The following is a 26403-nucleotide window of genomic DNA, read 5'->3' as shown; positions in this document are numbered from 1 at the left end:
AGCCCGATTTCATGGACAACCTGCTTCCCGCCGACATCGCCGATCTGGCGCGCCGCGTGATCGAGACTAATCTGGCTGCCGGCCGCAAGGTGGCCGTGGCCGAAAGCTGCACCGGCGGGCTAGTCGCTGCCGCGCTGACCGAAATCGCCGGCAGTTCGGCCGTGCTCGATCGCGGTTTCGTGACCTATTCCAACGAAGCCAAGAACGAGATGCTGGGCGTGGCCATGGACGTGATCGACACGTTCGGCGCGGTCTCGGTCGCCGTCGCCTGGTCGATGGCGCAGGGAGCGCTCAAGCATTCCGGCGCGGACGTGGCGGTGGCGATCACCGGCGTTGCCGGGCCGGACGGGGGATCGCCGCAGAAGCCGGTGGGGACGGTCGTTTTCGCCAAGGCCGAACGCGGCGAGGACCCGGAAGCGGTCAATGCCGAGATGAAGTTCTTCGAGGACGCGAAGACGCGCGCGGACGTGCGCCGTCAGGCAACGCTGGTCGCGCTGGACCTGCTGCTGCCGTAAAGCGCTTCCGCCCGCGTCTCGAACGCGGCCACCATCTTGCGGAAGGCGCTGTCGAGGTACTGCCCGGCAAGCTTTTCGAAAATGACGTTGCGGAACGCGAAGTCGACCTGGAAATCGACGATGCAGCCCCCTTCCCCATCCGGCGCGAAGGCCCAGTTGTTCTCCAGCTTGCGCAACGGGCCGTCGAGGTATTCGACGACGATTCCCCGCGGACGATCGAACCGCACGCGCGAGGTGAACTTCTCCTTCAGCGCGCTGAAGCCCACCAGCATGTCCGCGATCATTTCCGACTCGTTTTCCGAACGGATGCGTGTGGCGACGACCCATGGCAGGAATTCGGGATAGCGGCGCACGTCCGCCACCAGATCGAACATCTGTTCGGGCGACCAGGGCAGGCGCCGCTTCTCGGCGATATGCGGCACGCCCGATCAGCCCTGCGCTGCGGCTTTCTGCGCGGCCTTGGCCAATTGCGCTTCACGGGTGGCGCGCATTTCGCGGAAATCGTCACCGGCGTGATAGCTGGACCGGGTCAGCGGACTGGCGGCGACCTGCAGGAAGCCCTTGGCCCGCGCGATCGCGCCATAGGCCTCGAATGCCTTGGGCGTCACGAACTCGGCCACGCTGGCATGGCGGGGAGTGGGCTGGAGGTATTGCCCCATCGTCAGGAAGTCGATCTGCGCCGAACGCATGTCGTCCATCACCTGATGGACCTCGAGGCGCTCCTCGCCCAGCCCCAGCATGATGCCCGACTTGGTGAAGATGCGCGGATCGAGCCGCTTCACGTGCTCCAGCAGACGCAGCGAAGCGTAATAACGGGCGCCGGGCCGGATCGTGGGATAGAGCCGGGGCACGGTTTCAAGGTTGTGGTTGTACACGTCCGGCCCGGCCGCGACGATCGATTCCACCGCGCTTTCCATCTTGTTGCGGAAATCGGGCGTCAGGATTTCGATGGTCGTCTTCGGCGTGGCGCGACGCAGCGCCTCGATCACTTTGACGAACTGCGAAGCGCCGCCATCGGGCAGGTCGTCGCGATCGACCGAGGTGATGACGATATGTTCCAGCCCCATCTTCGCGGCCGCTTCGGCCACCTGATCCGGCTCAAGCGGATCGACGGCCCGCGGCATGCCGGTCTTGACGTTGCAGAACGCACAGGCGCGCGTGCAGACGTCGCCCAGGATCATCACGGTCGCGTGCTTCTTGGTCCAGCATTCGCCGATGTTCGGACAGGCCGCTTCCTCGCAAACGGTGTTCAGCCGAAGGTCGCGCATCAGCTGGCGCGTTTCGCCGTAACCGCGGCTGGTCGGCGCTTTCACGCGGATCCAGTCCGGCTTGCGCTGGCGTTCCGGGCGAGGCGATGAGGCTAGATCGTTCATGGCGTCCAGATAGGCGCATCTTCGGGCACTTGAAAGTGGCAATCGACCCGCGCATTAGCCTTCACCATGTCAGACGATTCATCGCCAGAGCTGGACAAGCTCATCGCCGGCTATCGCCGTTTCCGTGACCATGGATGGACGCCTCGCCTCGAACGCTGGCAGCAGCTGAGCGAAGGGCAGGAGCCGCGCGTGATGATCATCGCCTGCTCCGACAGCCGCGTCGATCCCGCGCAGATCTTCGATACGGACCCCGGCGAGATGTTCGTGGTGCGCAACGTGGCGGCGATGGTGCCGCCGTTCGAAACTTCCCCCGGCCATCACGGCGTGTCCGCCGCGCTGGAATTCGCGGTGCAGGTACTGAAGGTGAAGGAAGTCGTGGTCATGGGCCACGGCATGTGCGGCGGCTGCAAGGCCGCGCTGACACAGGAACTGCGCGGAACAGAACCGGGCGAAGGCGGCTTCATCGCCGACTGGATCGCCCTGCTGGACGAGGCGCGCGAGCCCGTGGCCGAGGCGCACGGCACGACCGGGCGCACGGCCGAGCGTGCGATGGAGCAGGCCGGCGTCAAGGCCAGCCTCAAGAATCTGCGCACCTTCCCGTGCATCCAGCGCAAGGAGGCCAGGGGCGAACTCATCCTGCGCGGCGCCTTCTTCGCGATTTCCGACGGCGTTCTTCACCTGCTGGATGAAGCCAGCGGCGATTTCCATCCCGTCGGGTAAACCCCTGTCCGGGTGAAGGACGCAAAAAAGGGGGCGACCACCGCAGTGGCCGCCCCCTTTTTTCATACACCTGGCGCCAGCGGTTACTTGGCGGCCTTGGTGGTCGCGTAAACCGTCCACAGCTTGGCCAGCGGCGCGCGGACGGCACCGGTGATCTGGGCGAAGGTGGCCTTGGCTTCCTCGTACTTGCCTTCATCGCACTGGGCGATGCCCAGGCGGGTCAGCGCGCGATCCTTGTCGATGTTGCCCTTCTGGATCGCCAGCTTGTAGAGATCCTCGGCCTTGGCGGCATCGCCATAGGACAGGTAGGCGTCGGCCGTTGCCAGCGCACCCTTGCCATCGGCACCGGCGCGGGCATCGCGCTCCAGGCCGGGCAGCGAGGCCTTGTCCGCCGCGATGCGGCCCTTGGCCTGCGAGATCGCATCCGCCACGAACTGGTCGTTCGCGCGCAGCACGCCGGCGGCGACGCCGGCTTCCGCCACCTTCAGAACTTCGCCCGGCAGACGACGCGGGTCGGCGGCCTCGATATATTCGACGTATTCGCGTTCGAGATACTTGGGATCGCTCTGGAACGCCCCCGAACGCATCATCAGGCGGCCCAGATCGAGCGATTCCTGATTGGTGAACGTACCGAATTCACGGGTCAGCTGGCCGGCTCCCAGCCAGTTGATCGGCGAGGGATCGTTTGCGACCATCATCGTCGACCATTCGATCGCCTGTGGCCCCAGCTTCGCCTTGTAGGCGATCAGGTTGGCGCGCTTGAACCAGTCGGCGGGAACGGTGCCACCGGCGGCCTTGCGCGTGTCAACGGCGAGCTTGAGCGCCTGAAGGCCTTCCGCCGACTTGCCCTGCTGCACGTAGGCATCAGCCAGCAACTCCGCCGCCGTGTCCTCGCTGTAGTTCGCCTGCACGACCTTGGTCAGCGCATCGACAGCGACCGGCCAGTCCTTCTGCGTATAGGCGAAGTTGCCGAGATAGAACTGGTATTCGCTGACCTTGTCGGCGGGCACCAGCCCGCTGTCGAGCATGTTCTTGATGCCGCGCTCGCGCATCCCGATGTCGCCCAGCATGCCGCCGAGGTTCACCGCGAACTGGCCGGCCGTCATCCGGTCGGTGGGGTTCTTGATCGCGGCTTCGGCGGCTGCCAGCTGCGCCGGAGCGCCGGCAAGCTGCGTCTTGATATCGGCGTCCGAAGCGCCCTTCGCCTTGGCGGCGGCCGCATCGCCCAGAGCCTTCTGCAAAGGCCCGGCAACGGCGACGAATTCCTTGGAGAAGGCGCCGGCCTTGGCCGCTTCCTTTTCCTTGGCGACGGCGGCTGTCGCGCCCAGCGTCGCTCCACCCGCGACAAGGCCGGTTGCCAGCGCGGTCGCCAGCGCCATGCGGGCTGCACCACCCTTGGCAAACTTCCCGAAAGAAACCCGCATCATGCATTCTCCTGTTCGACCCGGAAACCCGAAGGCAAGCGTTGTGAAATCGCTTTTGCACCCTGCCCCGGCCGGCGTTCGTTGACTTGTGGCCGGCTCCGCTAGTGGCGCGGAATCATGACCTTTGCAACCGCTCCGGCGATACCTTTTGCGCAGTGAACCGCGATTGAACGGCACTTCGTCCCGCAACACGGTCAACCTGTCGCATGTGTGGAAAACTACCCCCGTAACGGCCCGAAATTCCCGGCGTTGCTGGCCATTCCCGCCCGATTGTCCTAGGGCCGGTCATCAATTCCCACAACCAGAGCGAAATAGCCACCGACGTGAGCGACGACACCACCATCATCGATCCCCCTGCCCCCGCGCCGGAACCCGAATTCCAGCGGATCGACATCGTCGATGAAATGAAGACCAGCTATCTCGATTACGCGATGAGCGTGATCGTCAGCCGCGCGCTGCCCGACGTGCGCGACGGCCTGAAGCCGGTCCACCGCCGCATTCTTTTCGCCAGCCAGGAAGGCGGCTTCGTCGCCGGGCGGCCCTATCGCAAATCGGCCAAGATCGTCGGCGACGTGATGGGCAACTATCACCCGCACGGCGACAGCGCGATCTATGATGCGCTAGCGCGCATGACGCAGAACTGGTCGATGCGCCTGCCGCTGATCGACGGCCAGGGCAACTTCGGCTCGATGGACCCCGATCCGCCGGCCTCGATGCGCTATACCGAGGCGCGGCTGGCGCGCGTGGCCAATTCGCTGCTCGACGATCTCGACAAGGATACCGTCGATTTCACCGACAACTACGATGGGTCGCGGCAGGAACCCTCGGTTCTGCCCGCGCGCTTCCCCAACCTGCTGGTCAACGGCGCGGGCGGCATCGCCGTCGGTATGGCGACCAACATTCCGCCGCACAACCTGGGCGAGGTGATCGACGGCTGCCTTGCCTACATGGACAACCCGCTGATCACGATCGACGAACTGATCGAGATCATTCCGGGGCCGGACTTCCCAACCGCGCCGCTGATCCTGGGCGCGGCCGGAGCGCGCAAGGCCTATCACGAAGGCCGCGGCTCGATCATCATGCGCGCCTGCCACAAGATCGAGGAAGGCCGGGGCGATCGCCGCTCGATCGTGCTCACCTCGATCCCGTATCAGGTCGGCAAGTCCGGCCTGGTCGAGAAGATCGCCGAAGCGGCCAAGGACAAGCGGATCGAGGGCATCTCGGACATCCGCGATGAATCCAACCGCGAAGGCGTGCGCGTGGTTATCGACCTCAAGCGCGACGCCACGCCCGAAGTGGTGCTGAACCAACTCTGGCGCAACACGCCCGCGCAATCGAACTTCCCGGCCAACATGCTGGCGATCCGTGGCGGCCGCCCGGAAATCCTCAGCCTGAAGGACATCATCGAATCCTTCGTTCGCTTCCGTGAGGAAGTGATCACGCGGCGCACCAAGTTCGAACTGAACAAGGCGCGGGACCGGGCGCATATCCTGCTCGGCCTCGTCATCGCGGTCACCAATCTCGACGAAGTCGTGCGGATCATCCGGGGATCGGCCAATCCCGCGCTGGCGCGCGAAACGCTGCTCGCCCGCGAATGGCCGATGGGCGAGATCGCGCCCTATATCCGGCTGGTCGAAGCGATCGAGGATGATGCCAGCATCGGCGGCGAAAGCTATCGCCTGTCGGAAACGCAGGTTCGCGCCATTCTCGATCTGCGCCTGCACCGCCTGACCGCGCTCGGCCGCGACGAGATCGGCGGCGAATTGGAAGTGCTGGCCAAGGCAATCGAGGAGTTCCTCTCGATCCTGGCCGACCGCGTGAAGCTCTATGGCGTGATGCGCCAGGAACTGATCGAGGTGCGCGATGCCTATGCCACGCCGCGCGTGTCGCTGATCGCGCCGGCGGCGGACGGGATCGAGGACGAGGACCTGATCGAGCGCGAGGACATGGTCGTCACGATCACGCTCGATGGCTATATCAAGCGCACACCGCTCTCCACCTTCCGCGCGCAGAACCGGGGTGGCAAGGGCCGCTCCGGCATGGCGACGAAGGAAGAGGATGCCGTGGCGAACATGTTCGTCACCAGCACCCACACGCCCGTTCTGTTTTTCTCCACCGCCGGCAAGGTCTATCGCCTGAAGGTGTGGCGCCTGCCCGAAGGCGGACCGGCCACGCGCGGCCGTCCGGTGGTCAACCTGCTGCCCGCGCTTGACCAGGGCGAGACGATCGCCGCCGTGCTGCCGCTGCCCGAGGACGAAGGCGAATGGAGCAAGCTTCACGTCATGTTCGCCACGGCGAAAGGCAACGTGCGCCGCAACGCCATGGATCTGTTCGCCAACATCCCGTCGAACGGGAAGTACGCGATGAAGTTCGAGGAAGAGAGCGAGGATCGCCTGATCGGCGTCGCGCTGCTGTCCGAAGGCGATGACGTGCTGCTGGCCAGCCGGCAGGGCAAGGCCATCCGCTTCCCGGCGGACGATGTGCGCGAATTCCAGAGCCGCACGTCCACCGGCGTGCGCGGCATGTCCCTGAAAGAAGGCGACGAGGTCATCTCGCTGTCCATCCTCCACCGCGTCGGCGTGAAGGATCAGGACGAGCGCGAGGACTATCTCCGCTTCGCCCCGTGGAAGGCGGAGAAGGAAGGCGAACCGCAGATGGCGGCGGAGCGCTACGCCGAGCTGGCCGAGAAGGAGCAGTTCATCCTCACCGTCTGCGCCAACGGCTATGGCAAGCTTTCGTCCGCCTACGAATACCGGCGCACCGGCCGCGGCGGCCAGGGCATCACCAATATCGACAACATCGGCCGCAACGGCCCGGTGGTGGCGAGCTTCCCGGCGGTGCAGGCCGACCAGCTGATGCTCGTTACCGATCAGGCCAAGCTGATCCGCCTGCCGCTCGATTCGCTGCGCGTGATCGGGCGCGGCAGCGCGGGCGTGCGGCTGTTCCACGTCGCCGATGACGAGCATGTGGTCAGCGCGGTGCGTCTGGCCGAGGAAGAGGGCAGCGAGGGCGAAGTGCCGGAAGGTGCGGCCGATGGCGAGGCGCCGTCCGAAGCATGACCCCTGCCGTCGCCTACAAGGTGCTGACCGCGCCGCAGATGGCGGAGCTGGCCGATAGCGGCCGCTTCGCCGGTGCGCCGGTCGATCTGGCCGACGGCTATATCCACCTCTCCACCGCCGGGCAGCTTGCCGAAACGATCGGCAAGCACTTCGCCGGGCAGACCGACCTGCACATCGTCACGGTCGATCTGGACGCTCTGGGCGATGCGGTGAAGTGGGAACCCTCGCGCGGGGGGCAATTGTTCCCGCACATTTACGGCACCGGCCTGCCGCTGGACGCGGTGATCGCCTATGGTCCGCTGCGGCATCACCCGGACGGCACGATCGCCCTGCCGGTGGCGGGATAAGGGATCGGAGCCCTACTCCGCGCTGAACTCCCCTTCGCGGCGCAGCGTGGCGATCACGCCGGTGCAGATCAAGAACTGGCCGAAGTAATAGAGCGGCCAGATCAACAGGTGCGGCAGCGCGCTGGTGGCAAGCGGCCCCATGCGCGCGAAAATCAGCAGGTCCGAAGCCACGAACAGCAGCGCGCCCGCGCTCACCCGCCAGCGCGGAAAGGCGCTGAGCCACGCCGCCGCGGCCATCCCGCCCAGCGGCAGGGCATAGAGCGCGACCTGCATCGCCATCGCCCGATCCGTCGGCAGCAGCCAGGCCAGCACCGGCACGCCGACGACCAGCGCGATCGCGATGCCCTTGTCCAGCGGACGCACCGCCCTGCCCCGCCCGTGCCGCAGGTAGAGCGCGATGGCGACGAGGTGGCCCGAGAAGAACGCCGCCGCGCCGGCGGTGAACGCCACTTCCAGCACCATGTCGCCCAGCGCGCCCAGCGCCATGACCAGCGCGATCCGGTGCGCCCCGCGCGAAGGGTGGTGCAGCCAGGCATAGACCGCGAGCAGGCCCACGCCCGCGCCCTTCCACGCGATCTGATACAGCCCCGGCACCGGCCCGCCGGCGATGAACCAGTAGCTGATGCCGAAGACCAGGCTGGCGAGCAGCCAGGGCCGCCGCTCGGCCAATGCGCGACCTGTCATACCGTCCTTCCCGCGTGATGGCCGCGCACCTTGGGGTTGTCCGCGCCGCAAGGCAATGCCAATGCGCGGGGCATGACGCATCAGGTTCACATCATCGGCGGCGGCATGGCCGGCAGCGAGGCGGCATGGCAGCTTGCCCGGCGCGGCGTGCGCGTGCGCCTTTCGGAAATGCGCGGCGCCAATCTGCCAGGCGGCGGCGACACCACGGCGGCGCACCAGGGCACGGGGCTGGCCGAACTGGTCTGCTCCAACAGCTTCCGGTCGGACGATCACGAAAAGAACGCCGTCGGCCTGCTGCACGAGGAAATGCGCCGCTGCGACAGTCTGCTGATGGCGGCGGCGGAAAAGGCCCGCGTGCCCGCCGGCTCGGCGCTCGCCGTGGACCGCGACGTGTTTTCGGCGGCGGTGGAACAGGCGCTGGCGGCGCTGCCCAACCTGGAGATCGTGCGCGAACGGGTGGACGTGCTGCCGGCGCAGGGGCCGGTGATCGTCGCCACCGGCCCGCTCACCGCGCCGGCGCTGGCCGAGAGCATCGGCGGCGCCACCGGGGCGGACGCGCTCGCCTTCTTCGATGCCATCGCCCCCATCGTCCACCGTGACAGCATCGACATGGACGTGTGCTGGATGGCGAGCCGGTGGGACCGGGGCGAGACCAAGGACTACATCAACTGCCCGATGAACCGCGACCAATACCGCGCGTTCCGGCAGGGCCTGCTCGATGGCGACAAGACCGCGTTCAAGGAATGGGAAGCGGACACTCCCTATTTCGATGGCTGCATGCCGATCGAGGTGATGGCCGAACGGGGCGAGGACACGCTGCGCTTCGGGCCGATGAAACCGGTGGGGCTGGACAACCCGCACAGCGCCACGCCCGAATTTCCGCGCGGGCGCTGGCCCTATGCCGTGGTGCAGCTGCGGCAGGACAACAAGCTGGGCACGCTGTGGAACATGGTGGGCTTCCAGACCAAGCTGAAGCACGCCGAACAGGTGCGGCTGTTCCGCACCATTCCCGGCCTGGAAAACGCGGAATTCGCACGGCTGGGCGGGCTGCACCGCAACACCTTCCTCAATTCGCCCACGCTGCTGGACCGGGAACTGCGCCTGAAAAGCCGCCCGCACATCCGCTTCGCCGGGCAGATCACCGGCTGCGAAGGCTACGTCGAAAGCGCCTCGGTCGGCCTGCTCGCCGGGCTGATGACCGCGCACGAACTCGCCGGCCACGCCTGGACCCCGCCCCCGCGCACCACCGCGCTGGGCGCGCTGCTCGCGCACATCACCGGCGATGCCGAGGCCGAAAGCTACCAGCCGATGAACGTGAACTTCGGCCTGTTCCCGCCGGTGGACGCCAGCGTGAAGAAGAAGGAACGCAAGGAAGCTCATACTGCGCGGGCGAAGCGGGACTTGGGGGAGTGGTTGTTGGCGGGGGTTTGAGCCCCCGCCCGGCACGCGCGGCGGCGCAATCCCTAAGGGTTAACGCACAGGATCGGCGGGGTTGTGCTGCTCCATGAAGCGCATAGCCGCTTCCAGCATTTCCTGCCGGGTTGTGCTGCGCGAAAGCCAGTGATCCTCGTCCGTCAGAGTCACCAGTTCGACAGGCTTGCCGGCGCGCTGGAGCGCAACCGCCATGTCATTGCTCTGATCGTAAGGCACCACGATGTCGTCCTTGCCATGGATCAGCAGAATCGGAGCGTCCGCCGCGGTAGCGAAGTTGATCGGCGAGATCGCACGCAAATCGCGCCGCGCACCCAATTCCTGTTCAACCGCGTGCCTCATTGCCTTGTCATAGTTACTTCCCACAATGTTAGTTGACGCCAGACGGGCAACATCGCTGACGCCTGCCACAGACACCGCGCAGCGATAGATCCCATGTTGCAGAGTGACTCCGGCGAGTGCAGCGAACCCGCCGTAACTGGCGCCCATGATACAAGCACGTTTAGGATCGACGATCCCCTGTTTGGCCAGCGCGGCCAGACCGTCGGAAATGTCGCTTTGCATGATCCGCCCCCATTGGCCGTTACCAGCGTGCTGAAACGCCGCGCCATAACCGGTCGAGCCGCGGAAATTGGGCTGAAGCACTGCATAACCACGGGAGGCGAATGCCTGCGCCCACCAATCGAAGCCGGGGTAATCCCGAGCCGCTGGGCCGCCGTGCGGAAGAACGACCACAGGCAGATTTTTGGGGTCGCGACCGGGCGGGAGTGTCAGCACGCCTTCGATGGCGGTGCCATCTCCAGCGTTGTATTTGAAGACCTGCACCGGGCCCACGTCAGCATGATCGATCGGATAGGAAAAGCCGATCTCTTCTGCCTTGCCGTTGGCAATATCAATCTTCCACCATGTTTGCGGATCGTCTGCCCCTTCCGTCATGACGACGAGCCGGTCAAAATTTTCACTCCAATCGATCAAATGAACTATCAGACCCGGAAATGCCTTCATTGCGGCGCTTACGATCTTTTGCTGGCGCGGATCGGAGAAGGTATAGGCTGGTGTATCTCCCTCCTGCTGATACCCGATCAACCGGCCCGTATTAGTGTCGGTGAAGTATTTGTGGACGTAAACGTCGGCGAGGATTTCTTTCGATGCGCCACCACCCAGCGGCGTCTCGAACCAGCGTACTTCCCCATTTTCACGCTCATCGCTTAGAATGACGGTTTCCACCGTCGTCCCCAAGCCAACCAGGCCAACATCGCCGAGCGGGTTAGCCCGGCCTATTCATGAGACTGAGGTTCCGGGCTTGTTGGGTGGCGATGCGTTTTCGGTGATGTGATCCGGACGAGCGCCTCTGGCGGTGTTTTTCACCGCGGTGGGATCGATGGGCTTTTCGGGGTTAATGGAGGGGGGCTTGCGGTTCGGCGGCACGGCCGCGCGGGCTATGTAGGAGCAGGCCGAAGGTTGGTGGCGACGGCCTTGAACGTGGCGGCATCGGGGCATGCTGACGCGAAGGCGATGCGGATGCGCGTTGCGGATTCAATGACGCGGGCGGCGACCTTGAGCAACCGGAGGCGGATCGTTGCGAACTCGGCGACGGCAAGCGCGGCAGATTTTGGGATTTCTTGCTGGATCCGCCACAGGAGCCAGTAGGCGGCGGTGTGCAGAATGAGGCGCATCTGGTTGGCATTGGCCGAGCGGCACGAGGTGCGATCGCTGGCGAGCTGGGTCTTGTGCCGCTTGATCAGGTTTTCGGCCTGGCCGCGGGCACAGTAGAGCGTGTCGTAGATGTGCTCGGCCGAGCCTTGGGTCAGCGAAGTGACGACATAGCGGATGTCCATGCCCAGCGTGCTGGCCTCGATCCGGGCGACGACGCGGCGCTGGCCCTTCCAGCTTTTGGCGCCGTAGCGGGTCTCGGCATAGTTTCGCAGGATCACACGCTGCTCCTCGGCCCGCTTGACCGCGCAGGTATCGGCGACGGCGACGATGGCGGGATCGGCCCGCAGCGCAGCGTTGGTTGGCAGGCCGAACACGTAATCGATGCCGTACGCCTCGCAGAACGCCATGACCTCGGGGCGGCCATAGTGCCCGTCACCGCGGATGGTGAGGTGGGTATCGGGCCAGTGCCGGCGGATGTGACGCACCAGACGCCGGATGTGGCCAGCAGCTTCGGCGCCAGATGGCGTCTTGCCGGTGCGAAGCAGCATCGCCACCGGCCGGCCACTGGCGGTGTCGTAGACGTGGATCGGCAGGAAGCAGCGCTCGCCATGGTGCCCGTTCCAGAACGAGAGCTGCTGATAGCCGTGGACGACATCGCAGGTGTCATCGATATCCAACGTCACCGCCGCCGGCGAAGTGGGATAGCTGGCGCAGTAGATATCGATCATGGCGGCCATCAACTTCGCCAGTTCGCGCGTGGTCGGCGCGTTCTCCCAGCGGCTCATCGTGGGTTGGCTCGCAAGCCCGGCACCGGAGCCCGGCAGCTTGCCCAGCGCCAGGCGGAAGCCGGGATCGTCGCGAAGGGCGTCGAGATCGTCGGCATCCTCGTATCCGCAAGCGATCGCGAACACCCGGGCGCGCAGGATGTCGGGCAGCGCATGGATCACCCGGCCAGGGTCACGCGGGTCGGCTATGCAAGCGGCAAGCCGACGGCAGATGCCCATCGCGCGCTCAGCCTGTGCCAGTAGCAGGACGCCGCCGTCCGAGGTCAGCCGACCACCATCAAAGGCGGCTGTGACTTTCCGGCTGCGCACTGCTGGGAATCGGAATGGGTTTGCAGTATCGTCGGTCATGGCGGGGTGGCCTGTGGCATCTTCTGCCCTGCGGCAGGTTCGGCTTAGACACCCAGTTCCTAATTCAGATCAGAGGCTTATGCCACTCCCGCCAACCCTCTCGGCCCAACGCGGTGAATAAGCCGGGTTAGCCCCTTCCTGGATTTTCGTTCCATCCGCGTTGCGGATCGTCCAGGTTCCGTTGGTGGAAATATAGTCCAGCGTCGCCGCGACTTTGCCATCCTTACCCAAGACCCATTGCCGAAAGCCGTCGTTCTCGAAGCGCGGGGCAACCATTCTGGACTGCCGGTTCTGCAGATCGACTTCGTACAGCACCGGCCCACCGGATGTCAGGTAGCCCACCGGTGACCGAAAATCACCCTTGTAGGTCAGGCCGCCAAAGTATCCATAAAAGCGCCCATCCCTTTGCCGAATTCCGTAAAATCCGCGAACGCCGCCGGTGATTTTTTCGTCATTGGCAAAAACAGACCAGAGCTTGTCACCGTTGAGCGGCACCACCACCATCGTGAAAAGTTCGGTCATGTCGGTAGAAAAGCCGGCATCCAGCTTTGTCGTTTCCGATTTCATGATAAGGACCCGGTCCTCCCCGGCCCAATATATCCCGCGTACCTTTGCATCCCCTACAGGGATCGCCAGCAACGGTTTTTTGTTGGCGTCAAGGACCACGAGGCGCCGGACGTTTTCTGCCAGGCCCACTATCGCGAGACGTTCACCGGACGGAGACAGTGCCATCATTTCCACGCCGGGCAGTTGCCCGTAAGCCGCGAGCGGTGGAGGCGAGCCAGCATATGCGATGGCACAGGGAACGATATTCCCAAAGCTTAGAACCACTGCTGCGCAAATGCCCAGCAACCTCTGCATGGTCATCAACAATCCTCCAACGCGCCATCGCCAGTAGTCTGTATGCGGAGCCAATCGCGGGTTAACCGTCAAGGGGAGAAAACTCACCTGCACGCGCAATCCTGCTTCTTTTTCATCTTCGGTTTCGTCGTCGCGAATTCCGTGCGGGTGAGGGACTGGTCGCCGTTGGCGTCGGCGGTCTTGAAGCGGTCGGCGGTCTTGACCGCCCATTCCTCGAAGCTGAGCAGGTTGTTGCCGTCCACGTCGAGCTTGCGGAAATCGCGGACGCGGGGGGCCAGCATCTCGTTGCGGGTGATGCGGCCGTCGCGGTCGCGGTCGAGCCGGTCGAAGCGCTTCTGTTCGCGGGTTTGCTCGGTCGCCTGCGGCAGTGCGGGGCCTTGCAGCCCTTCCCCGTCGGCATCGGGCAATTCGTCCGCCTCGGCCGTGGGCGCATCGAGCGCGAGCCGGGGGGCGGGCGGCGGGTCGGCATTCGTCGCGCGGCCCTGCCACCAGAACAGGCCGGCGGCCACCAGCAACAAGGCGCCCAGCGCTCCCAGCACGATCCGGTTCACCGCGCGTTCCCTCCGATCCGGATCAAGCTATCGCGCGCGGGAGTTGTGCGGCAGGGCGAGTTGGGACCGATTTGGTAGATACTTGTTCGCGCGGAAGCGCAGAGGGGGTTCGCCAGAGGTGGGCGGCTCATGGCAGCCGGGGATTGTGGCTCTAGAATGGGTTTGGGGGCCTTCGGCGGGGAGCCGCCTGTCAGCGGCCGGTCAGGCCGAGCCGGAGCGCCGCGCCGAAGCCGCGCAGGCCGGTGTCGGGCAGCCCGCTCGCCTGCCGGCGCGCCATGCCGGCCAGGATCGCCAGCGGGCGCATCGGGCGGGGCAGCCGGGGCATTGGCGCGGCGGGATCGGAATCGAGCCATTGCGCCACGCTCGCGCGGATCGGGCCGGGATCGCTCACGCCCGAAAGGCGGCCGAGCGCCACGAACGCCTCGATCCGGGCTTGGGCAAGTTCGGCACCGCCATCTTCGCCAACGTTGCGCGCCTCGTAGCCATCGACCAGCGCGCCCAGCGCCGGGCGCTCGGCATCCCAGACCTGCAGGCCGGCCAGCAGCGGTTCGCCCCGTGGCCACAGCGCGGCCTCCTGCGCCATGCGATCGCGCCACCACGCGAGCCGTAGCTGGATCATCAGCGCATCGCGCCCCGGCTTCGCGGTATCGGCCAGGCGCTGTTCGAACGCGAACAGGCCGATCCACGCCGCCCGCGCTGCCGCCGGGGCATAGGCCACGGCGAACCGTTCCAGCGGGGCTAGCTGGTCGGCCAAGTCCATGATCGGCTGATCCATCGAAAATCAGGGTCTTCGCCGGGGGCGGGCGCTGCCGTGCGGAAACCGCAGCGCCCCTCGCCCTCAGCGATAGCAGACCTTTTTCACCGCCTCGACGATCTTGTTGGCGTCGATCAGCGCCGCCTTTTCAAGGTTGGCGGCATAGGGCAGCGGCACGTCCTCGTTGGCAACGCGCAGGACCGGGGCATCGAGATTGTCGAAGCCTTCCTCCATGCAGATCGCGATGATTTCCGACGCGATCGAGCAGACCGGGAAGCCTTCCTCGGCCACGACGAGGCGGTTGGTCTTGGCGAGCGAGGCCAGCACCGTTTCCTTGTCGAGCGGGCGCAGCGTGCGGAGGTCCACCACTTCGGCGTCGATGCCCTCGTCGGCAAGCTTGGCCGCCGCTTCAAGGGCGTAGCCGACGCCGATGGAATAGGACACGATCGTAACGTCGCTGCCTTCGCGCACCACGCGCGCCTTGCCGATCGGCAGGACGAAATCGTCCAGCTGCGGCACATCGAACGTGCGACCATAGACCAGCTCGTTTTCAAGGAACACCACCGGGTCCTCGCTGCGGATCGCGGCCTTCATCAAGCCCTTGGCGTCGGCCGCGTCATAGGGCGCGATCACGACAAGGCCGGGGACGGCGGCGTACCACGGGCCGTAGTTCTGCGAATGCTGCGCGCCGACGCGGCTCGCAGCGCCGTTGGGGCCGCGGAACACGATCGGGCAGCGCATCTGGCCGCCGGACATGTAGTTCGTCTTGGCGGCGGAATTGATGATGTGGTCGATCGCCTGCATGGCGAAGTTGAACGTCATGAATTCCACGATCGGGCGCAGGCCCCCCATCGCCGCGCCGGTGCCGATGCCGGCAAAGCCGTATTCGGTGATCGGGGTGTCGATCACGCGCTGGGGGCCGAATTCGTCCAGCAGCCCCTGGGTGACCTTGTAGGCGCCCTGGTATTCGGCCACTTCCTCGCCCATCACGAACACGCGGCTGTCGGCGCGCATTTCCTCGGCCATGGCATCGCGCAGCGCTTCGCGGACGGTGGTGGGAACCATCGCGGTGCCGGCGGGCACTTCGGGATCGGCGGCGGGCTTGGCCGCAACCGGCGCGGCAGCTGGCGCAGGTGCGGGAGCCGGCGTTGCGGTCGGAGCCGGAGCGGGCGCGGCGGCGGGTGCCGGCGCGGCATCCTCGCCCTCGCCCTGCAGCAGTGCGATCACGGTGCCGACCTTCACGCCCTCGGTCCCTTCGGGAACGACGATCTGGCCGACGGTGCCCTCGTCCACGGCTTCGAATTCCATCGTCGCCTTGTCGGTCTCGATCTCGGCGAGGATATCGCCGGACTTCACTTCATCGCCTTCCTTGACCAGCCACTTGGCCAGCGTGCCCTCTTCCATCGTCGGCGAGAGCGCGGGCATCTTCAGTTCGATCGCCATGTCAGTACTGCTCCACCACCACGTCGGTATACAGTTCGGCCAATGCCGGCTCGGGCGAGCTTTCGGCGAAATCGGCGGCTTCTGCCACGACCTGGCGGATTTTCTTGTCGATGTCCTTGATCCGGTCCTCGGCCACGCCGCGCTGCAGCAGCTCGGTCTTCGCGGCCTCGATCGGATCATGCTTCTCGCGCATTTCCTGCACTTCCTCGCGGCTGCGGTACTTGGCCGGGTCCGACATCGAGTGCCCGCGATAGCGATAGGTCTTGAGTTCGAGCAGCACCGGCCCGTTGCCGCCCCGTACGAATTCCAGCGCCACTTCGGCCGCCTGGCGCACTTCCAGCACATCCATGCCGTTCACGTCGATGCCGGGGATGCGGAAGGCGGTGCCGCGACGGTAGAAATGCGTCTCGGCCGAACCGCGCTTGACCGCCGTGCCCATGGCGTAGCCGTTGTTTTCCACCACGAACACGATCGGCAGCTTCCACAGCGCCGCCATGTTGAAGGTTTCATAGACCTGGCCCTGGTTGGCCGCGCCATCGCCGAAGTAGGCCATGCACACGCCGCCGTCGTTGCGGTACTTGTGCGCGAAGGCCAGGCCCGCACCCAGCGGCACCTGCGCGCCGACGATGCCATGGCCGCCGTAGAACTTGTGATCGGTGCTGAACATGTGCATCGATCCGCCCTTTCCGCGCGAGATGCCCGCGCCGCGCCCGGTCAGTTCGGCCATGATCACCTTGGGATCGATGCCATAGGCCAGCATGTGCCCGTGATCGCGATAGCCGGTGATGACGCTGTCATGCCCTTCGCTGAGCGCCGACTGGAGCCCGACCGCGACCGCTTCCTGCCCGATGTAGAGGTGGCAGAACCCGCCGATCAGGCCGAGGCCATAGAGCTGGCCCGCCTTTTCCTCGAACCGGCGGATCAGCACCATCTGTTCGTAGAAGTGCAGCAGTTCGTCATCGCTCGCCTCGAACCGGCGGTTGTTGGCGTGGGCCTGTTGCAGGCTGCGCAACGCGAACGTGGCCTCGTCGAGCGGTTCATCCGCCGCCGAAGCGATCACCGGCTCCGCGGCGGCGGGCGGCGTGGCCTTGGTGGTGCGGCGGCGCGTTGCTGCGGGTTTGGTCGCGGGGGCGGCAGGTTTGGCGGCGCGGGGCCTGGCGGACTTGGCCAAGTCGATGATCCTTTTTCTGGCAGCCTCGGCTTCGATCGTGCGAAGCTTGGCTTGCGTATGAGCCAGTTGCGAGGATTCCGCAACGTCCAACCGGCCTGCTCCCGTTCCCGGATAGCTATTCACACCGATCTGGTTATTATCGTGAGAAAGACAATTCAATTTGGCGTTTCAAGGGAGTGGAGACGCGCTGGACGCACGACGGCGCGCCCGCAACATCCGAATCAACCGTGACAGGGCTGCGGATGCAGATGGGTACGTCATGCGCCCGGAAGGGAGGCAGGGCGGGAGAGGCAGCGAGAGGACGGAATTGCGAACCGCCAAAACGTTTCAGGCCGACCAGGATAACCTGGCCGGCCTGAACATTTCCACCCTTTCGGGGGAATGGCGCGCCCGGAACGATTCGAACGTCCGACCCTCAGATTCGTAGTCTGATGCTCTATCCAGCTGAGCTACGGGCGCCGGGAGACGCGCCTTTAGGAGAGCGATTCCGGGTTGGCAAGTCACTTCAGCAACGCAAGCACCGCTTTTGCCAGCGGAACATCCAGGGGCGGCATCGGAAACGTCGATATTTCCGGTCTTCCCGCCCATTTCAGCATCGCATTTTTTTCACAGACCGGTTCCCCTTTCCACAGACGGCAGACGTATAGCAGCAGCAGAATCGGCGGCGTGCCACTCGAATCATCTGCGTGGGCGAACGACAGCGGCGTGATATCAGCCGCCGACAGGGTCACACCCAGTTCCTCATCAATTTCGCGGATCAGCGCCTGGACTGGCCCTTCGCCGGCTTCGACTTTGCCGCCGGGGAATTCCCACAGGCCGCCATGCTGTTTTCCTTCCGGACGGCGCTGGAGCAGGACCCTGCCCCACCCGTCGATCATGGCTGCCGCAACAACAATTCGCATCGATCCACTCCGGATTAAAAATACTGGCGGATCGCAAAGGACGCGACAACCGGCTCCGCTGGAAGGCCCGAAACTTTTCGTAAATCAAATTTTAGGAACAATCCCGTAACCTTTCGCCACCGTGACGCGGGGGCCAAGTAATATGTTGGAATTGTGGCATAAAATTATGCGCGATGAAAGCGCCGCCACGGCCGTTGAATACGGCTTGCTGGTGGGATTCATCGCGCTTGCCATTATTGGGGGCATGAACAACTTCACCAACCAGATGGTTGCCCTGTGGCATTCGGTCGAAAACGCATCGAACAGCGCCGCGGCCAATTAACGTCGTTTTAGGAAATGCCGCCTAATTCAGCCCTACCTGCTCCAGGGACAACACGGAGCGGGTCGGGAACAAGAAGACGCTTAAGGAGACCTGACATGAAGCTTTTCCGTGATCTGCTCGCGAACGAAGAAGGCGCGACCGCCATCGAATACGGCCTGATCGCCGCCCTCATCGCCGTCGCCGCCATCACCGCGATGGGTTCGCTCGGCAACTCGCTGACCAACACCTTCAACACGGTGTCGGGCAAGATGAACAACGCCAACACGGCCGCTGCTGCGAAGAACTAATCGCAGACGTGATCGGTCGCGGTCCTGGACCGCGATCCAAGCCAAAGAGGCGGTCGGCGCAATCGCCGGCCGCCTTTTTCGCTGCAGCCCCTCGCCCGGCGTCCGTCACCGCCGGAAGGCTGCACCGCAAGGCATCCGAAAAGGGGACCGGCCGTGAAGCTCTTCCACGCGCTGCTGCGCGACGAAGAAGCTGCAACCACGATCGAATACGGCCTGATCGCCGCGCTCATCGCCGTCGGCGCCATCACCGCGATGGGTTCGCTCGGCAATTCGCTGACCAACACCTTCAACACGGTGTCGGGCAAGATGAACAACGCCAACACCAAGGCCGCGGCCAAGACGATTTGATCGTCCGTCGCCTTGCCTGACACGAACGAAACGGCCGGCTTCACGCCGGCCGTTTCTGTTTGTCGCCCTGAGGTGGCTCAGCGCCCGCTATCAATAGACGATCAGCTTGATCTTCTGGCCGGGCAGCAGCCTGCTGGAGGCGGTGAGCGCGTTGAGCACGAGGAAGCGGTCCACCGGCCTGTCGGTATAGGCCATGCGCGCGCCGAGCAACTGCACGGTATCGCCGCTCTTCACCGTCACCACATCGAGCCTGCGCGCCTTCACCGCGCTCGCTTCCGTCGCGTTGATGCGGCGGATCGAGCGGAACATGGAATCGAACTGGCCCGCCTGCCCGGCCTGGCTGATCGTGGCGAAGTGGAAGGCCTGCCCCTGCCCCCAGTCGTAGGCATAGACCACCACGTCCACCGTCGAACCGTTGCTGGTGGTCCTGGCCGTGCCATAGGCGGCGGATATGCCGTTGATCGTGGTCGTCTGCAGCGTATCGGGCGCGAATTGCCCCTGCGACGAAAGCCCGGCGAACACCGAACGGACATAGGCGGAAAGATCGCCGCTGTACTTGCCCGATGCGAACTCGCCCTTGCCCGACTGGCCGGAAATCGCAACCGACGTGGCGCCGTTCACCAGCGAGAATCCCGCCGGCGCCTGGAAAGCGAGCCGCAACTGCGGGTGCGTGAACGTGCGCCCGTCGACAACACCCTGATTGGGATCGTCGCCATAGGTCAGGCCGCGCACGCGCGTGAGGAACGTGTCGCGGTTGGTCATCCCCGTGGCGGTGGTCCCGGCGCGCAGCAACGCGGCGCGCACGCGCGAGGCGGGATCCGGGTGCGTGCTGGCCCATTCCGGCACCGAATTGCCCTGCCCCGCGATCTGGCTGTCCAGCGCGGTCTGGTTGGCCAGGCTTTGCAACACCGTGGACATTGCGCGGGGGTCGTAGCCTGCGCGGCCCAGATACGTGATGCCAAGATTGTCCGCCTCGGTTTCCTGCGATCGCGAATACTTGAGCGTCAGCAGTTGGCTCCCGGTGGAGAACAGGCGCTGGCCGATCTGGCCGGCTGCCGAATTGCCGAGCACGGCGGTGGAAAGCACCGAACCGAGCACGCCAAGGATGGTGTTGCGCGTGGCGGCGCTTTCCCGCTTTGCGGCGTGGCGCGCGGCGACATGGCCGACTTCGTGCCCCAGCACGCCGGCCAGTTCCGCCTCGTTGTTCATCAGCGCCACGAGTTGCCGGGTGACGTAGATATAGCCGCCGGGAATGGCGAACGCGTTGTTCACCGGTGAATTGAGCAAGGTAACCGTGAAATCGCCCCGCGCATTGCTGAGGCCCGACTGAACGGCGATGGTCTTGCCCACGGATTCGACGTAAGTCGCCTGCGGTCCGGTCAGGCCACCGCCGTATTCCTGGAGGAGCTGGGGGTGCGCTTCAGCGCCCTGCTTCTTGTCGGACGCGCTGATCGCCTGGACGGCATTGGCCTGCGCGCGCACGGGAGCGCCCGGCAGCATGGCAGACCCGGCCACGCCCGCCGCAAGAACCGACAGTCCGGCAACGGCAGGACGCAGGCGGTTTCGGCTTTTCATGGCATCTCCCTCGAACAATCACGATCGCAACGGCTGCGGCAAATGCCGCGACGCTTTGTCGCAAACCGAAATCTTCTGTGCCAAATCCGGTTCCCGCGCGCCAGCGCGACGAACGGATCAGGCACCAATTCGGAGGAAACGATCCGCCCGCATCGTGCGCAGAGCATCGGGCGACTTGCCTGCCAGTCCGTCCAGTTCCTGCGCGATCGCCTGCGACAGAGCCGCCGCCGTTGCTGCGGGATCGCGATGGGCACCGCCCACCGGTTCGGGCACGATCCGGTCGATCACGCCCAGCGCGAGCAGATCCTGCGCCGTAACTTTCATCGCCTCGGCCGCTTCGGGCGCCTTTTCCGCCGTGCGCCACAGGATCGAGGCGCAACCTTCGGGCGAGATCACCGAATAGACCGCATGTTCCAGCATCAGCACGCGCTCGGCGCTCGCCAGCGCCACCGCACCGCCCGAACCGCCCTCACCCACGATCGTCGCCACCATCGGCACGCCGAGCGCCAGGCAGGCCTCGGTCGAACGGGCGATGGCCTCGGCCTGTCCGCGCTCCTCCGCCTCCACGCCGGGAACGCGCCCGAGGTATCGACCAGCGTCACCACCGGCAGGCCGAAGCGGCTGGCCAGTTCCATCAGGCGCACCGCCTTGCGGTAGCCTTCGGGCTTGCCCATGCCGAAGTTGTGGCGGATGCGGCTTTGCGTATCGTTGCCCTTCTCGTGGCCGATCAGCATGACCCGGCGATCGCCCAGCCGCGCGAACCCGCCGATGATCGCCTGATCCTCGCCATAGAGCCGATCGCCACCCAGCGGCATGAAGCCTTCGAACATCCGTTCGACATAGTCGCGGAAATGCGGGCGGGCGGGATGGCGGGCCACCTGGGTCTTCTGCCAGGGCGTCAGCGCCTTGTAGGTGCTGGCCAGCAGTTCGGCAGACTTGTTTTCCAGCCGCCGGATTTCGGACGCGATGTCCAGTTCGCCGCTCTGCGCGGTCTCCCGAAGCTCGGCGATGCGCGCTTCCAGCGCGGCGACCGGCTTCTCGAATTCGAGATACGAAATCATGGCAGACGCGCTAGGGCGGTGCGCGCCCGTGGTCAACTGCGTCCTTCGGCGCGTCCTGTGGACGCGGCCAGCGGATGCCGTTCGTTGACCAGCGCGACAAGCCGCGAGGCATCAACGTGGGTGTATATCTGGGTGGTCGCGATATCGGCATGGCCCAGCAGGGTCTGCAGCACGCGCAGGTCCGCCCCGCCTTCCAGCAAATGCGTGGCGAAGGCATGGCGCAGCACGTGCGGGCTGACCTTTTCGGGATCGATTCCGGCGCGCGCGGCCAGATCGCGCAGCAACTGGAACAGGCGCACGCGCGTCAGGTGCCCGCCGCGCGGCGAAGGAAAAACGAAGCGGCCGCCCGCCGGGCGCAGGCGCAGCCATTCCGCCAGCGCCCGGATCGCGCGGGCGCCCACGGGTACGAGCCGTTGCTGCCCGCCCTTGCCGGTGATCGCCAGGAACGGCGCATCGCGCGGCACGGCGACGAGCGGCAGCGAGACCAGTTCCGTCGCGCGCAGGCCGGACCCATAGAGCAATTCAAGCAGGGCAAGCATGCGCACGCCATCGTGCGTGCCGGCGCCCGCTTCCTCCTCCGCCGTGGCGAACAGCCGGGCGATCTCCCCGTGATCGAGCAGGCGTGGCAGCGGACGGCGCGCGCGTGGGCGCGGCATGGCGATGGAGGGATCGTCGGTGCGCAGGCCCTCGTCGATCAGGAAGCCGTAGAACTGGCGCAGCGCCGAAGCCTTGCGCGCGATGCTCGAGGGGGAAAGCTCGGCCCAGTGCCCGGCAAGGCTGGCGATGGCTTCCCGGTCCGCGCCAGCCAGATCGCCGACGATGGCCTGCGCGCCGGTCAGATCGCGGCGATAAGCCTCGATGGTGTTGGCGGCCGCGCCGCGTTCCGCCGCAAGCATGGAGAGAAACGCGCCGATCAGGCCGCCGGGCATCGCGGCGGAAAGGGCGGCGCCGGCCATCCGGATCAGACCCGCGCCACTGCCTCTGCCGCGATCATCCGGGCCTCACCGTCCAGGCCGACCCGGCGCAGCGCGGAAACGATATGGAACAGGTGAACCGCCGTCATCCGGTCCCACGAGGCGCCCTGCATCCCGAAACCGGCAAGCAGCGCGACGAGCGCGGGATTGTTCGATTCCGCCGCCGCGTCGATCGCACGCGTCCATCGGGTCTGCCGGTTCATGTCCACCGAGAGCTTGCCCGCGAGCGTAGTGGCGGCCGAGGAATCGATGCGGCCCAGCCCCATCAGCCCGGCAAGCAGAAAGCGCGAGCGCATCTGATCGGTGCTGTCATCGTTGGATTGGAAGGTATCGAGCGTTCCCGCGTCTACTGCCGACAGCTTGTTCGGCGCGGCCAGCGCCAGCAATCCCCAGGCTTCACTGCCAGCCTTGACATAGGGCGCCCAACGCACCGCGTTCTGATCGAGGCCAGCGGTCAGCATCGAGGCGATCAAGCCGCTGGCGCTATCGGCCATACCATCGCCCGGCACCACCCGCGCGGCAGCATAGGCCGTCAGCACAAGCCGGGAATAGGCGCGATCAGGATCGCTGCCATCGCCCCACAGTTCCTTGATCGCGCCCAGTCGATCATCCGCATCGGGCGCGACGTAGGCGGTACGCAGCTTGTCGGCGAGCGGCCCCCAGGCCTTGTCCGGATCTTCCTGCGCGGCGATCTCGCCATAGAGATCGACCATCGCCGCGCTCGACAGGATGCCTCGCCCGGCGCCCACGTCGGCTGCGGTCGCGCGCGCGGCAAGGGAAAGCATGGGTGCGCGAACGGCATAGAACTGATAGGCCGCCCCCGCCTTGGCGCGCAAGTCTTGGGGGGGTTCAAGCCCGGTGGCAAGTGAGATGCCCGTACGCCACGGCGTGAGCGTGGTGACGTCCTTCCACTCGATCGTGACGGCACGGCGCGTGTTCGATGCCGCGCCCGCGAACTTCTGCGCCAGCAGGATATCGATCTTCTCGCCGTCGCCCCGCCGCATCGCGCGATCGAGTTGCGCCATCGCCGGCGGACCATCGCCGGTGAAGGCCGAACAGATCGCGCGGGCGAGATCCCAGTCCCAGCCCTGGCGCCCAGCCGCCGTCAGCCCGGTGATGGGGCACAGGCCCACCGGATCGGCGGTGCCGAGGTAGCTGCCCATCGCGGCATCCTCCAGCCCCGGGGTATAGAAACCGCTATCGACTTCCTGCACCATGGCGCGCGCGGCATCGGCCTCGCCCATGCGCAGCAGCGCCTGCGCGCGCAGGGCTGCCCAGTCCGCGCCGTTCATACCGACCGGTGTATCCAGCCGGCTTGCCAGCGCGCGGCGCACCAGGATGTGCCCCCAGCGCGAAACCAAATCGCCGCTCATCCGGCCGATCACGCCTTCGACGAACGCGCCGTTGAGGAAATGGGTGGACGTGGCGGGAAAACCGCCATCCTGTTCGTCGATCACGCCCACCCGCGACAAGCTGCGCTGGCTGGAGACCGGCGTATCGAACTTCGGCGTGGCGCTGGCGATCAGCTGGTCCAGCAACGCAGGGTCGATCGCATCGAGCAGCCCGTCGTCGACCGGCGCCGATGCCGCCGCCGGCGCGCCGGGAACGGGTTGGACAACCGGCACCGATGTGGAGGCGGCCGATCCAGGGGCCGTCGCCGGTTGAGCGGGAGTTGAAGTGGCTGGGCGCGAGGCGGTGGACTTGGGCGATGCCGCCGGGGCGGGCGCGCTATCGAAACCGGGAGGTAGCAATGATTCCTGCGCGGCAACCATGCCTGAGATGCCGGTCAGCGCGGCGCAGCCCAGCAAGGCAAGGCGCCACCGATGCATGAACGCACGCCCGTTCTTCGATCTTGTCGGGGTATCGTGGCTCACGGTGCTGTCCCCGGGGCGTTTACCGGCTCTTCGATCCATTGTGTCGGCTCCGCTCCGCCCCTGATCCATGCTACCACCAATAATGCCGCCGTTATCGCAACAAGCGCGACAACGCCGCCAGCGACCAATACCTTGTTCACGCGACCTCACCTGCCGCTGCCTGACGCGCGTCATCCCGCGGAAACCGCGCGACGCTTGCGCTGCGCAGTAGCGCAACTATAGGCGGCCCGGCAATGGACCAAGACGCCGCCTCGCTCAACAGTACCGATCTGGCGCGGATCACCCGCCGGATCGACCGGCCGATCGTGCTGGTCGGCATGATGGGCGTTGGCAAGACCACCGTAGGCCGAAAGCTGGCGGCAATGCTGCACCAGCCGTTCGTGGATGCGGACGAGGAAATCGAACGGGCGGCCCAGATGTCGATCCCGGAAATCTTCACGACTTATGGCGAGCCTTACTTCCGCAGCGGCGAACGGCGGGTGATCGCCCGTCTCGTGGGCGAGGGCGCGACCACCGACCGCAAGATCCTGGCGACCGGCGGTGGCGCCTTCTGCGATGCGGAAACGCGCCAGCTGATCCTCGACCGCGCCATTGCGGTCTGGCTGGACAGCGACGTCGATACGCTGGTGGAACGCGTTGGCCGCAAGGATAATCGCCCGCTGCTACGCGGCGGCAACCCTCGTGAAATCCTTGCCAATCTGCGCGAAGAGCGCCGGCCCGCCTATGCCCAGGCGCCGATACACGTTACCAGCGGCAACCAGCCGCATCAGGTGACTGCCGTGCGCATCCTGCGGGCGATCGACAACTGGTTGTAGGAAAACAGCATGGCCACCATCCCCGTCGCCATCGCCGGCGCGCCATACGATGTCCGGATCGAAGCCGGATTGCTGGCGAAAGCCGGCACGCATTGCCGCCCCTTCCTGCGCAAGGATACCGTGGCCATCGTCACCGACGAACACGTCGCCGCGCGCTGGCGCGAGACGGTGGCGGCTTCGTTCGCTTCCGAGGGGATCGAAAGCCGCTGGCTGGTGCTGCCAGCGGGCGAGTCTACCAAGAGCTGGGAACAGCTGGCCCGCGTGATCGACTGGCTGCTGGCGCAGGAAGTCGAGCGCAAGGACAATATCGTGGCGCTGGGCGGCGGTGTGATCGGTGACCTGACCGGGTTTGCCGCCGCGATCGTGAAGCGCGGCTGCGGCTTCATCCAGATCCCGACGACGCTGCTGGCACAGGTCGATTCCAGCGTGGGCGGCAAGACCGCGATCAACACGCCCGCCGGCAAGAACCTGGTCGGCGCGTTCCACCAGCCGGTGCTGGTGCTGGCCGATCCGCTCTCGCTCGATACTCTGCCCGCGCGCGACGTGCGGGCGGGCTATGCCGAGGTCGTGAAATATGGCCTGATTGATGACGCGCCGTTCTTCGAATGGTGCGAGGCCAACGGCCACCGCCTGCTCGCGGGCGAAGCGGACGCGCGCGAATATGCGATCGCGCGCAGCGTCGCCGCCAAGGCGCGGATCGTGGCGGCGGACGAGAAGGAAACTACCGGTGTCCGCGCGCTGCTCAACCTGGGGCACACGTTCGGGCATGCGCTGGAAGCCGAAACCGGCTTTTCCGACCGCCTGCTCCACGGCGAAGGCGTGGCGCTGGGCATGGTGCTGGCCGCGCGTTTTTCCGCGCGGCAGGGGCTGATGAACGGGCAGGACGCCGAACGCGTGGCGGCGCACATCGGCGCGGTGGGCCTGCCCGACTCGCTCGCCGCGCTGAACCTCTCTTGCGACGGACGGCGGTTGGCCGATCACATGCTCCACGACAAGAAGATGGACGCGGGCACCCTGCCCTTCCTGCTGCTGCGCGGGATCGGCGAAACGTTCCTGGCCAAGGACGTAGACCTGGGCGATGTGGCCGCGTTCCTGGACGAGGAACTGGCGCGGGGCTGAGCGG

25 protein-coding genes, 1 tRNA gene and 1 pseudogene are annotated in these 26403 nt (G+C 65.9%); 10 read left to right on the top strand and 17 right to left on the bottom strand.

All coding sequences use genetic code 11. From position 1 onward, the window contains the following. Positions 1-11 precede the first annotated feature (11 nt). Positions 12-515: a CinA family protein gene (locus F1640_RS19665; RefSeq protein WP_124807375.1), complete on the top strand. Its 504-nt coding sequence runs from the start codon at positions 12-14 to the stop codon at positions 513-515. Here the strand turns inward: F1640_RS19665 and F1640_RS19660 are convergent. Beyond that, positions 476-937, bottom strand: coding sequence for a type II toxin-antitoxin system RatA family toxin (locus F1640_RS19660; protein ID WP_124807376.1), 462 nt, complete (start codon positions 935-937; stop codon positions 476-478). The genes F1640_RS19665 and F1640_RS19660 overlap by 40 nt on opposite strands. Before the next feature lie 6 nt (positions 938-943). Continuing rightward, complete coding sequence (gene lipA, locus F1640_RS19655) at positions 944-1888, bottom strand: lipoyl synthase (protein WP_194920890.1); 945 nt, start codon at positions 1886-1888, stop codon at positions 944-946. 66 nt (positions 1889-1954) lie between these two features. Here lipA and F1640_RS19650 point away from each other — a divergent pair, with 66 nt between their 5' ends. Continuing rightward, positions 1955-2608 carry a carbonic anhydrase gene (locus tag F1640_RS19650; RefSeq protein ID WP_125955541.1) on the top strand — a complete coding sequence of 218 codons (654 nt, stop codon included), beginning with the start codon at positions 1955-1957 and terminating at the stop codon, positions 2606-2608. Between the two features lie 83 nt (positions 2609-2691). On the opposite strand, the gene F1640_RS19645 is transcribed toward F1640_RS19650, so the two are convergent. Beyond that, positions 2692-4035, bottom strand: a complete 1344-nt coding sequence (locus tag F1640_RS19645; protein ID WP_223806397.1) for a hypothetical protein — start codon at positions 4033-4035, stop codon at positions 2692-2694. A gap of 320 nt (positions 4036-4355) precedes the next feature. On the opposite strand from F1640_RS19645, the gene gyrA reads away from it, so the two are divergent. Together gyrA and F1640_RS19635 are read left to right on the top strand one after the other, a co-directional pair. After that, on the top strand, positions 4356-7091 hold the full coding sequence (gyrA, locus tag F1640_RS19640) for a DNA gyrase subunit A (RefSeq protein WP_194920886.1): 2736 nt from the start codon (positions 4356-4358) through the stop codon (positions 7089-7091). After that, positions 7088-7438: a DUF952 domain-containing protein gene (locus tag F1640_RS19635; protein WP_125955539.1), complete on the top strand. Its 351-nt coding sequence runs from the start codon at positions 7088-7090 to the stop codon at positions 7436-7438. Before gyrA ends, F1640_RS19635 begins: the two co-directional genes overlap by 4 nt. Before the next feature lie 12 nt (positions 7439-7450). On the opposite strand, the gene F1640_RS19630 is transcribed toward F1640_RS19635, so the two are convergent. Beyond that, positions 7451-8122: a lysoplasmalogenase family protein gene (locus tag F1640_RS19630; RefSeq protein WP_194920882.1), complete on the bottom strand. Its 672-nt coding sequence runs from the start codon at positions 8120-8122 to the stop codon at positions 7451-7453. Positions 8123-8194: 72 nt separating this feature from the next. Here F1640_RS19630 and trmFO point away from each other — a divergent pair, with 72 nt between their 5' ends. Continuing rightward, positions 8195-9553 (top strand): methylenetetrahydrofolate--tRNA-(uracil(54)-C(5))-methyltransferase (FADH(2)-oxidizing) TrmFO, encoded by a 1359-nt coding sequence (gene trmFO / locus F1640_RS19625; protein ID WP_194920881.1) that lies wholly within the window; start codon positions 8195-8197, stop codon positions 9551-9553. Between the two features lie 39 nt (positions 9554-9592). Here the strand turns inward: trmFO and F1640_RS19620 are convergent, their stop codons facing one another. The 9 genes from F1640_RS19620 to F1640_RS19580 all read right to left on the bottom strand — a co-directional run bounded on the left by F1640_RS19620 (position 9593) and on the right by F1640_RS19580 (position 18024). Continuing rightward, a complete protein-coding gene (locus F1640_RS19620) occupies positions 9593-10780 on the bottom strand; it encodes a S9 family peptidase (protein ID WP_194920879.1) in 1188 nt (395 codons plus the stop codon). Between the two features lie 212 nt (positions 10781-10992). Then, complete coding sequence (locus tag F1640_RS19615; RefSeq protein ID WP_194917264.1) at positions 10993-12342, bottom strand: IS1380 family transposase; 1350 nt, start codon at positions 12340-12342, stop codon at positions 10993-10995. Between the two features lie 69 nt (positions 12343-12411). Further along, on the bottom strand, positions 12412-13209 hold the full coding sequence (locus F1640_RS19610; protein ID WP_194920877.1) for a hypothetical protein: 798 nt from the start codon (positions 13207-13209) through the stop codon (positions 12412-12414). Positions 13210-13286: 77 nt separating this feature from the next. Then, positions 13287-13754, bottom strand: coding sequence for a hypothetical protein (locus tag F1640_RS19605; RefSeq protein ID WP_194920875.1), 468 nt, complete (start codon positions 13752-13754; stop codon positions 13287-13289). Between the two features lie 190 nt (positions 13755-13944). Then, positions 13945-14514, bottom strand: coding sequence for a hypothetical protein (locus F1640_RS19600; RefSeq protein WP_194920873.1), 570 nt, complete (start codon positions 14512-14514; stop codon positions 13945-13947). Positions 14515-14592: 78 nt separating this feature from the next. After that, complete coding sequence (locus F1640_RS19595) at positions 14593-15951, bottom strand: pyruvate dehydrogenase complex E1 component subunit beta (protein WP_194920872.1); 1359 nt, start codon at positions 15949-15951, stop codon at positions 14593-14595. A gap of 1 nt (position 15952) precedes the next feature. Then, on the bottom strand, positions 15953-17122 hold the full coding sequence (pdhA, locus tag F1640_RS19590; protein WP_194920871.1) for a pyruvate dehydrogenase (acetyl-transferring) E1 component subunit alpha: 1170 nt from the start codon (positions 17120-17122) through the stop codon (positions 15953-15955). Positions 17123-17504: 382 nt separating this feature from the next. Continuing rightward, a tRNA-Arg gene (locus F1640_RS19585) sits at positions 17505-17581 on the bottom strand. 41 nt (positions 17582-17622) lie between these two features. After that, on the bottom strand, positions 17623-18024 hold the full coding sequence (locus tag F1640_RS19580) for a (deoxy)nucleoside triphosphate pyrophosphohydrolase (protein ID WP_194920869.1): 402 nt from the start codon (positions 18022-18024) through the stop codon (positions 17623-17625). Positions 18025-18190: 166 nt separating this feature from the next. Here F1640_RS19580 and F1640_RS19575 point away from each other — a divergent pair, with 166 nt between their 5' ends. From F1640_RS19575 to F1640_RS19565, 3 genes are all read left to right on the top strand, one after another. Beyond that, entirely contained in the window at positions 18191-18346 is a 156-nt protein-coding gene (locus F1640_RS19575; protein ID WP_255530414.1) for a Flp family type IVb pilin, read from the top strand. A 95-nt stretch (positions 18347-18441) separates the two neighbouring features. Further along, positions 18442-18633, top strand: a complete 192-nt coding sequence (locus tag F1640_RS19570; RefSeq protein WP_194920867.1) for a Flp family type IVb pilin — start codon at positions 18442-18444, stop codon at positions 18631-18633. Between the two features lie 153 nt (positions 18634-18786). Next, a complete protein-coding gene (locus F1640_RS19565) occupies positions 18787-18981 on the top strand; it encodes a Flp family type IVb pilin (protein WP_194920866.1) in 195 nt (64 codons plus the stop codon). A gap of 90 nt (positions 18982-19071) precedes the next feature. Here F1640_RS19565 and F1640_RS19560 read toward each other — a convergent pair whose 3' ends face one another. The 4 genes and pseudogenes from F1640_RS19560 to F1640_RS19545 all read right to left on the bottom strand — a co-directional run bounded on the left by F1640_RS19560 (position 19072) and on the right by F1640_RS19545 (position 24420). Continuing rightward, positions 19072-20556 (bottom strand): M48 family metalloprotease, encoded by a 1485-nt coding sequence (locus F1640_RS19560; RefSeq protein WP_194920865.1) that lies wholly within the window; start codon positions 20554-20556, stop codon positions 19072-19074. 117 nt (positions 20557-20673) lie between these two features. After that, positions 20674-21617: pseudogene (locus F1640_RS19555) on the bottom strand (acetyl-CoA carboxylase carboxyltransferase subunit alpha). A 32-nt stretch (positions 21618-21649) separates the two neighbouring features. Next, entirely contained in the window at positions 21650-22573 is a 924-nt protein-coding gene (locus tag F1640_RS19550) for a tyrosine recombinase (RefSeq protein WP_194920862.1), read from the bottom strand. A gap of 5 nt (positions 22574-22578) precedes the next feature. Next, positions 22579-24420, bottom strand: a complete 1842-nt coding sequence (locus tag F1640_RS19545; RefSeq protein ID WP_194920856.1) for a hypothetical protein — start codon at positions 24418-24420, stop codon at positions 22579-22581. Between the two features lie 278 nt (positions 24421-24698). Between F1640_RS19545 and F1640_RS19540 the strand changes: the two genes are divergently transcribed. Both F1640_RS19540 and aroB read left to right on the top strand, forming a co-directional pair. After that, positions 24699-25280, top strand: a complete 582-nt coding sequence (locus tag F1640_RS19540; RefSeq protein ID WP_194920854.1) for a shikimate kinase — start codon at positions 24699-24701, stop codon at positions 25278-25280. A gap of 9 nt (positions 25281-25289) precedes the next feature. Further along, positions 25290-26399 (top strand): 3-dehydroquinate synthase, encoded by a 1110-nt coding sequence (gene aroB / locus F1640_RS19535; RefSeq protein ID WP_194920853.1) that lies wholly within the window; start codon positions 25290-25292, stop codon positions 26397-26399. Positions 26400-26403 lie beyond the last annotated feature (4 nt).

It is taken from the genome of Novosphingobium sp. NBM11, from assembly GCF_015390225.1.
Taxonomy (GTDB): Bacteria; Pseudomonadota; Alphaproteobacteria; order Sphingomonadales; family Sphingomonadaceae; genus Novosphingobium.
The sequence above is the reverse complement of the archived record's forward strand: the minus strand, read 5'-3'. Positions and strand labels throughout refer to the sequence as shown.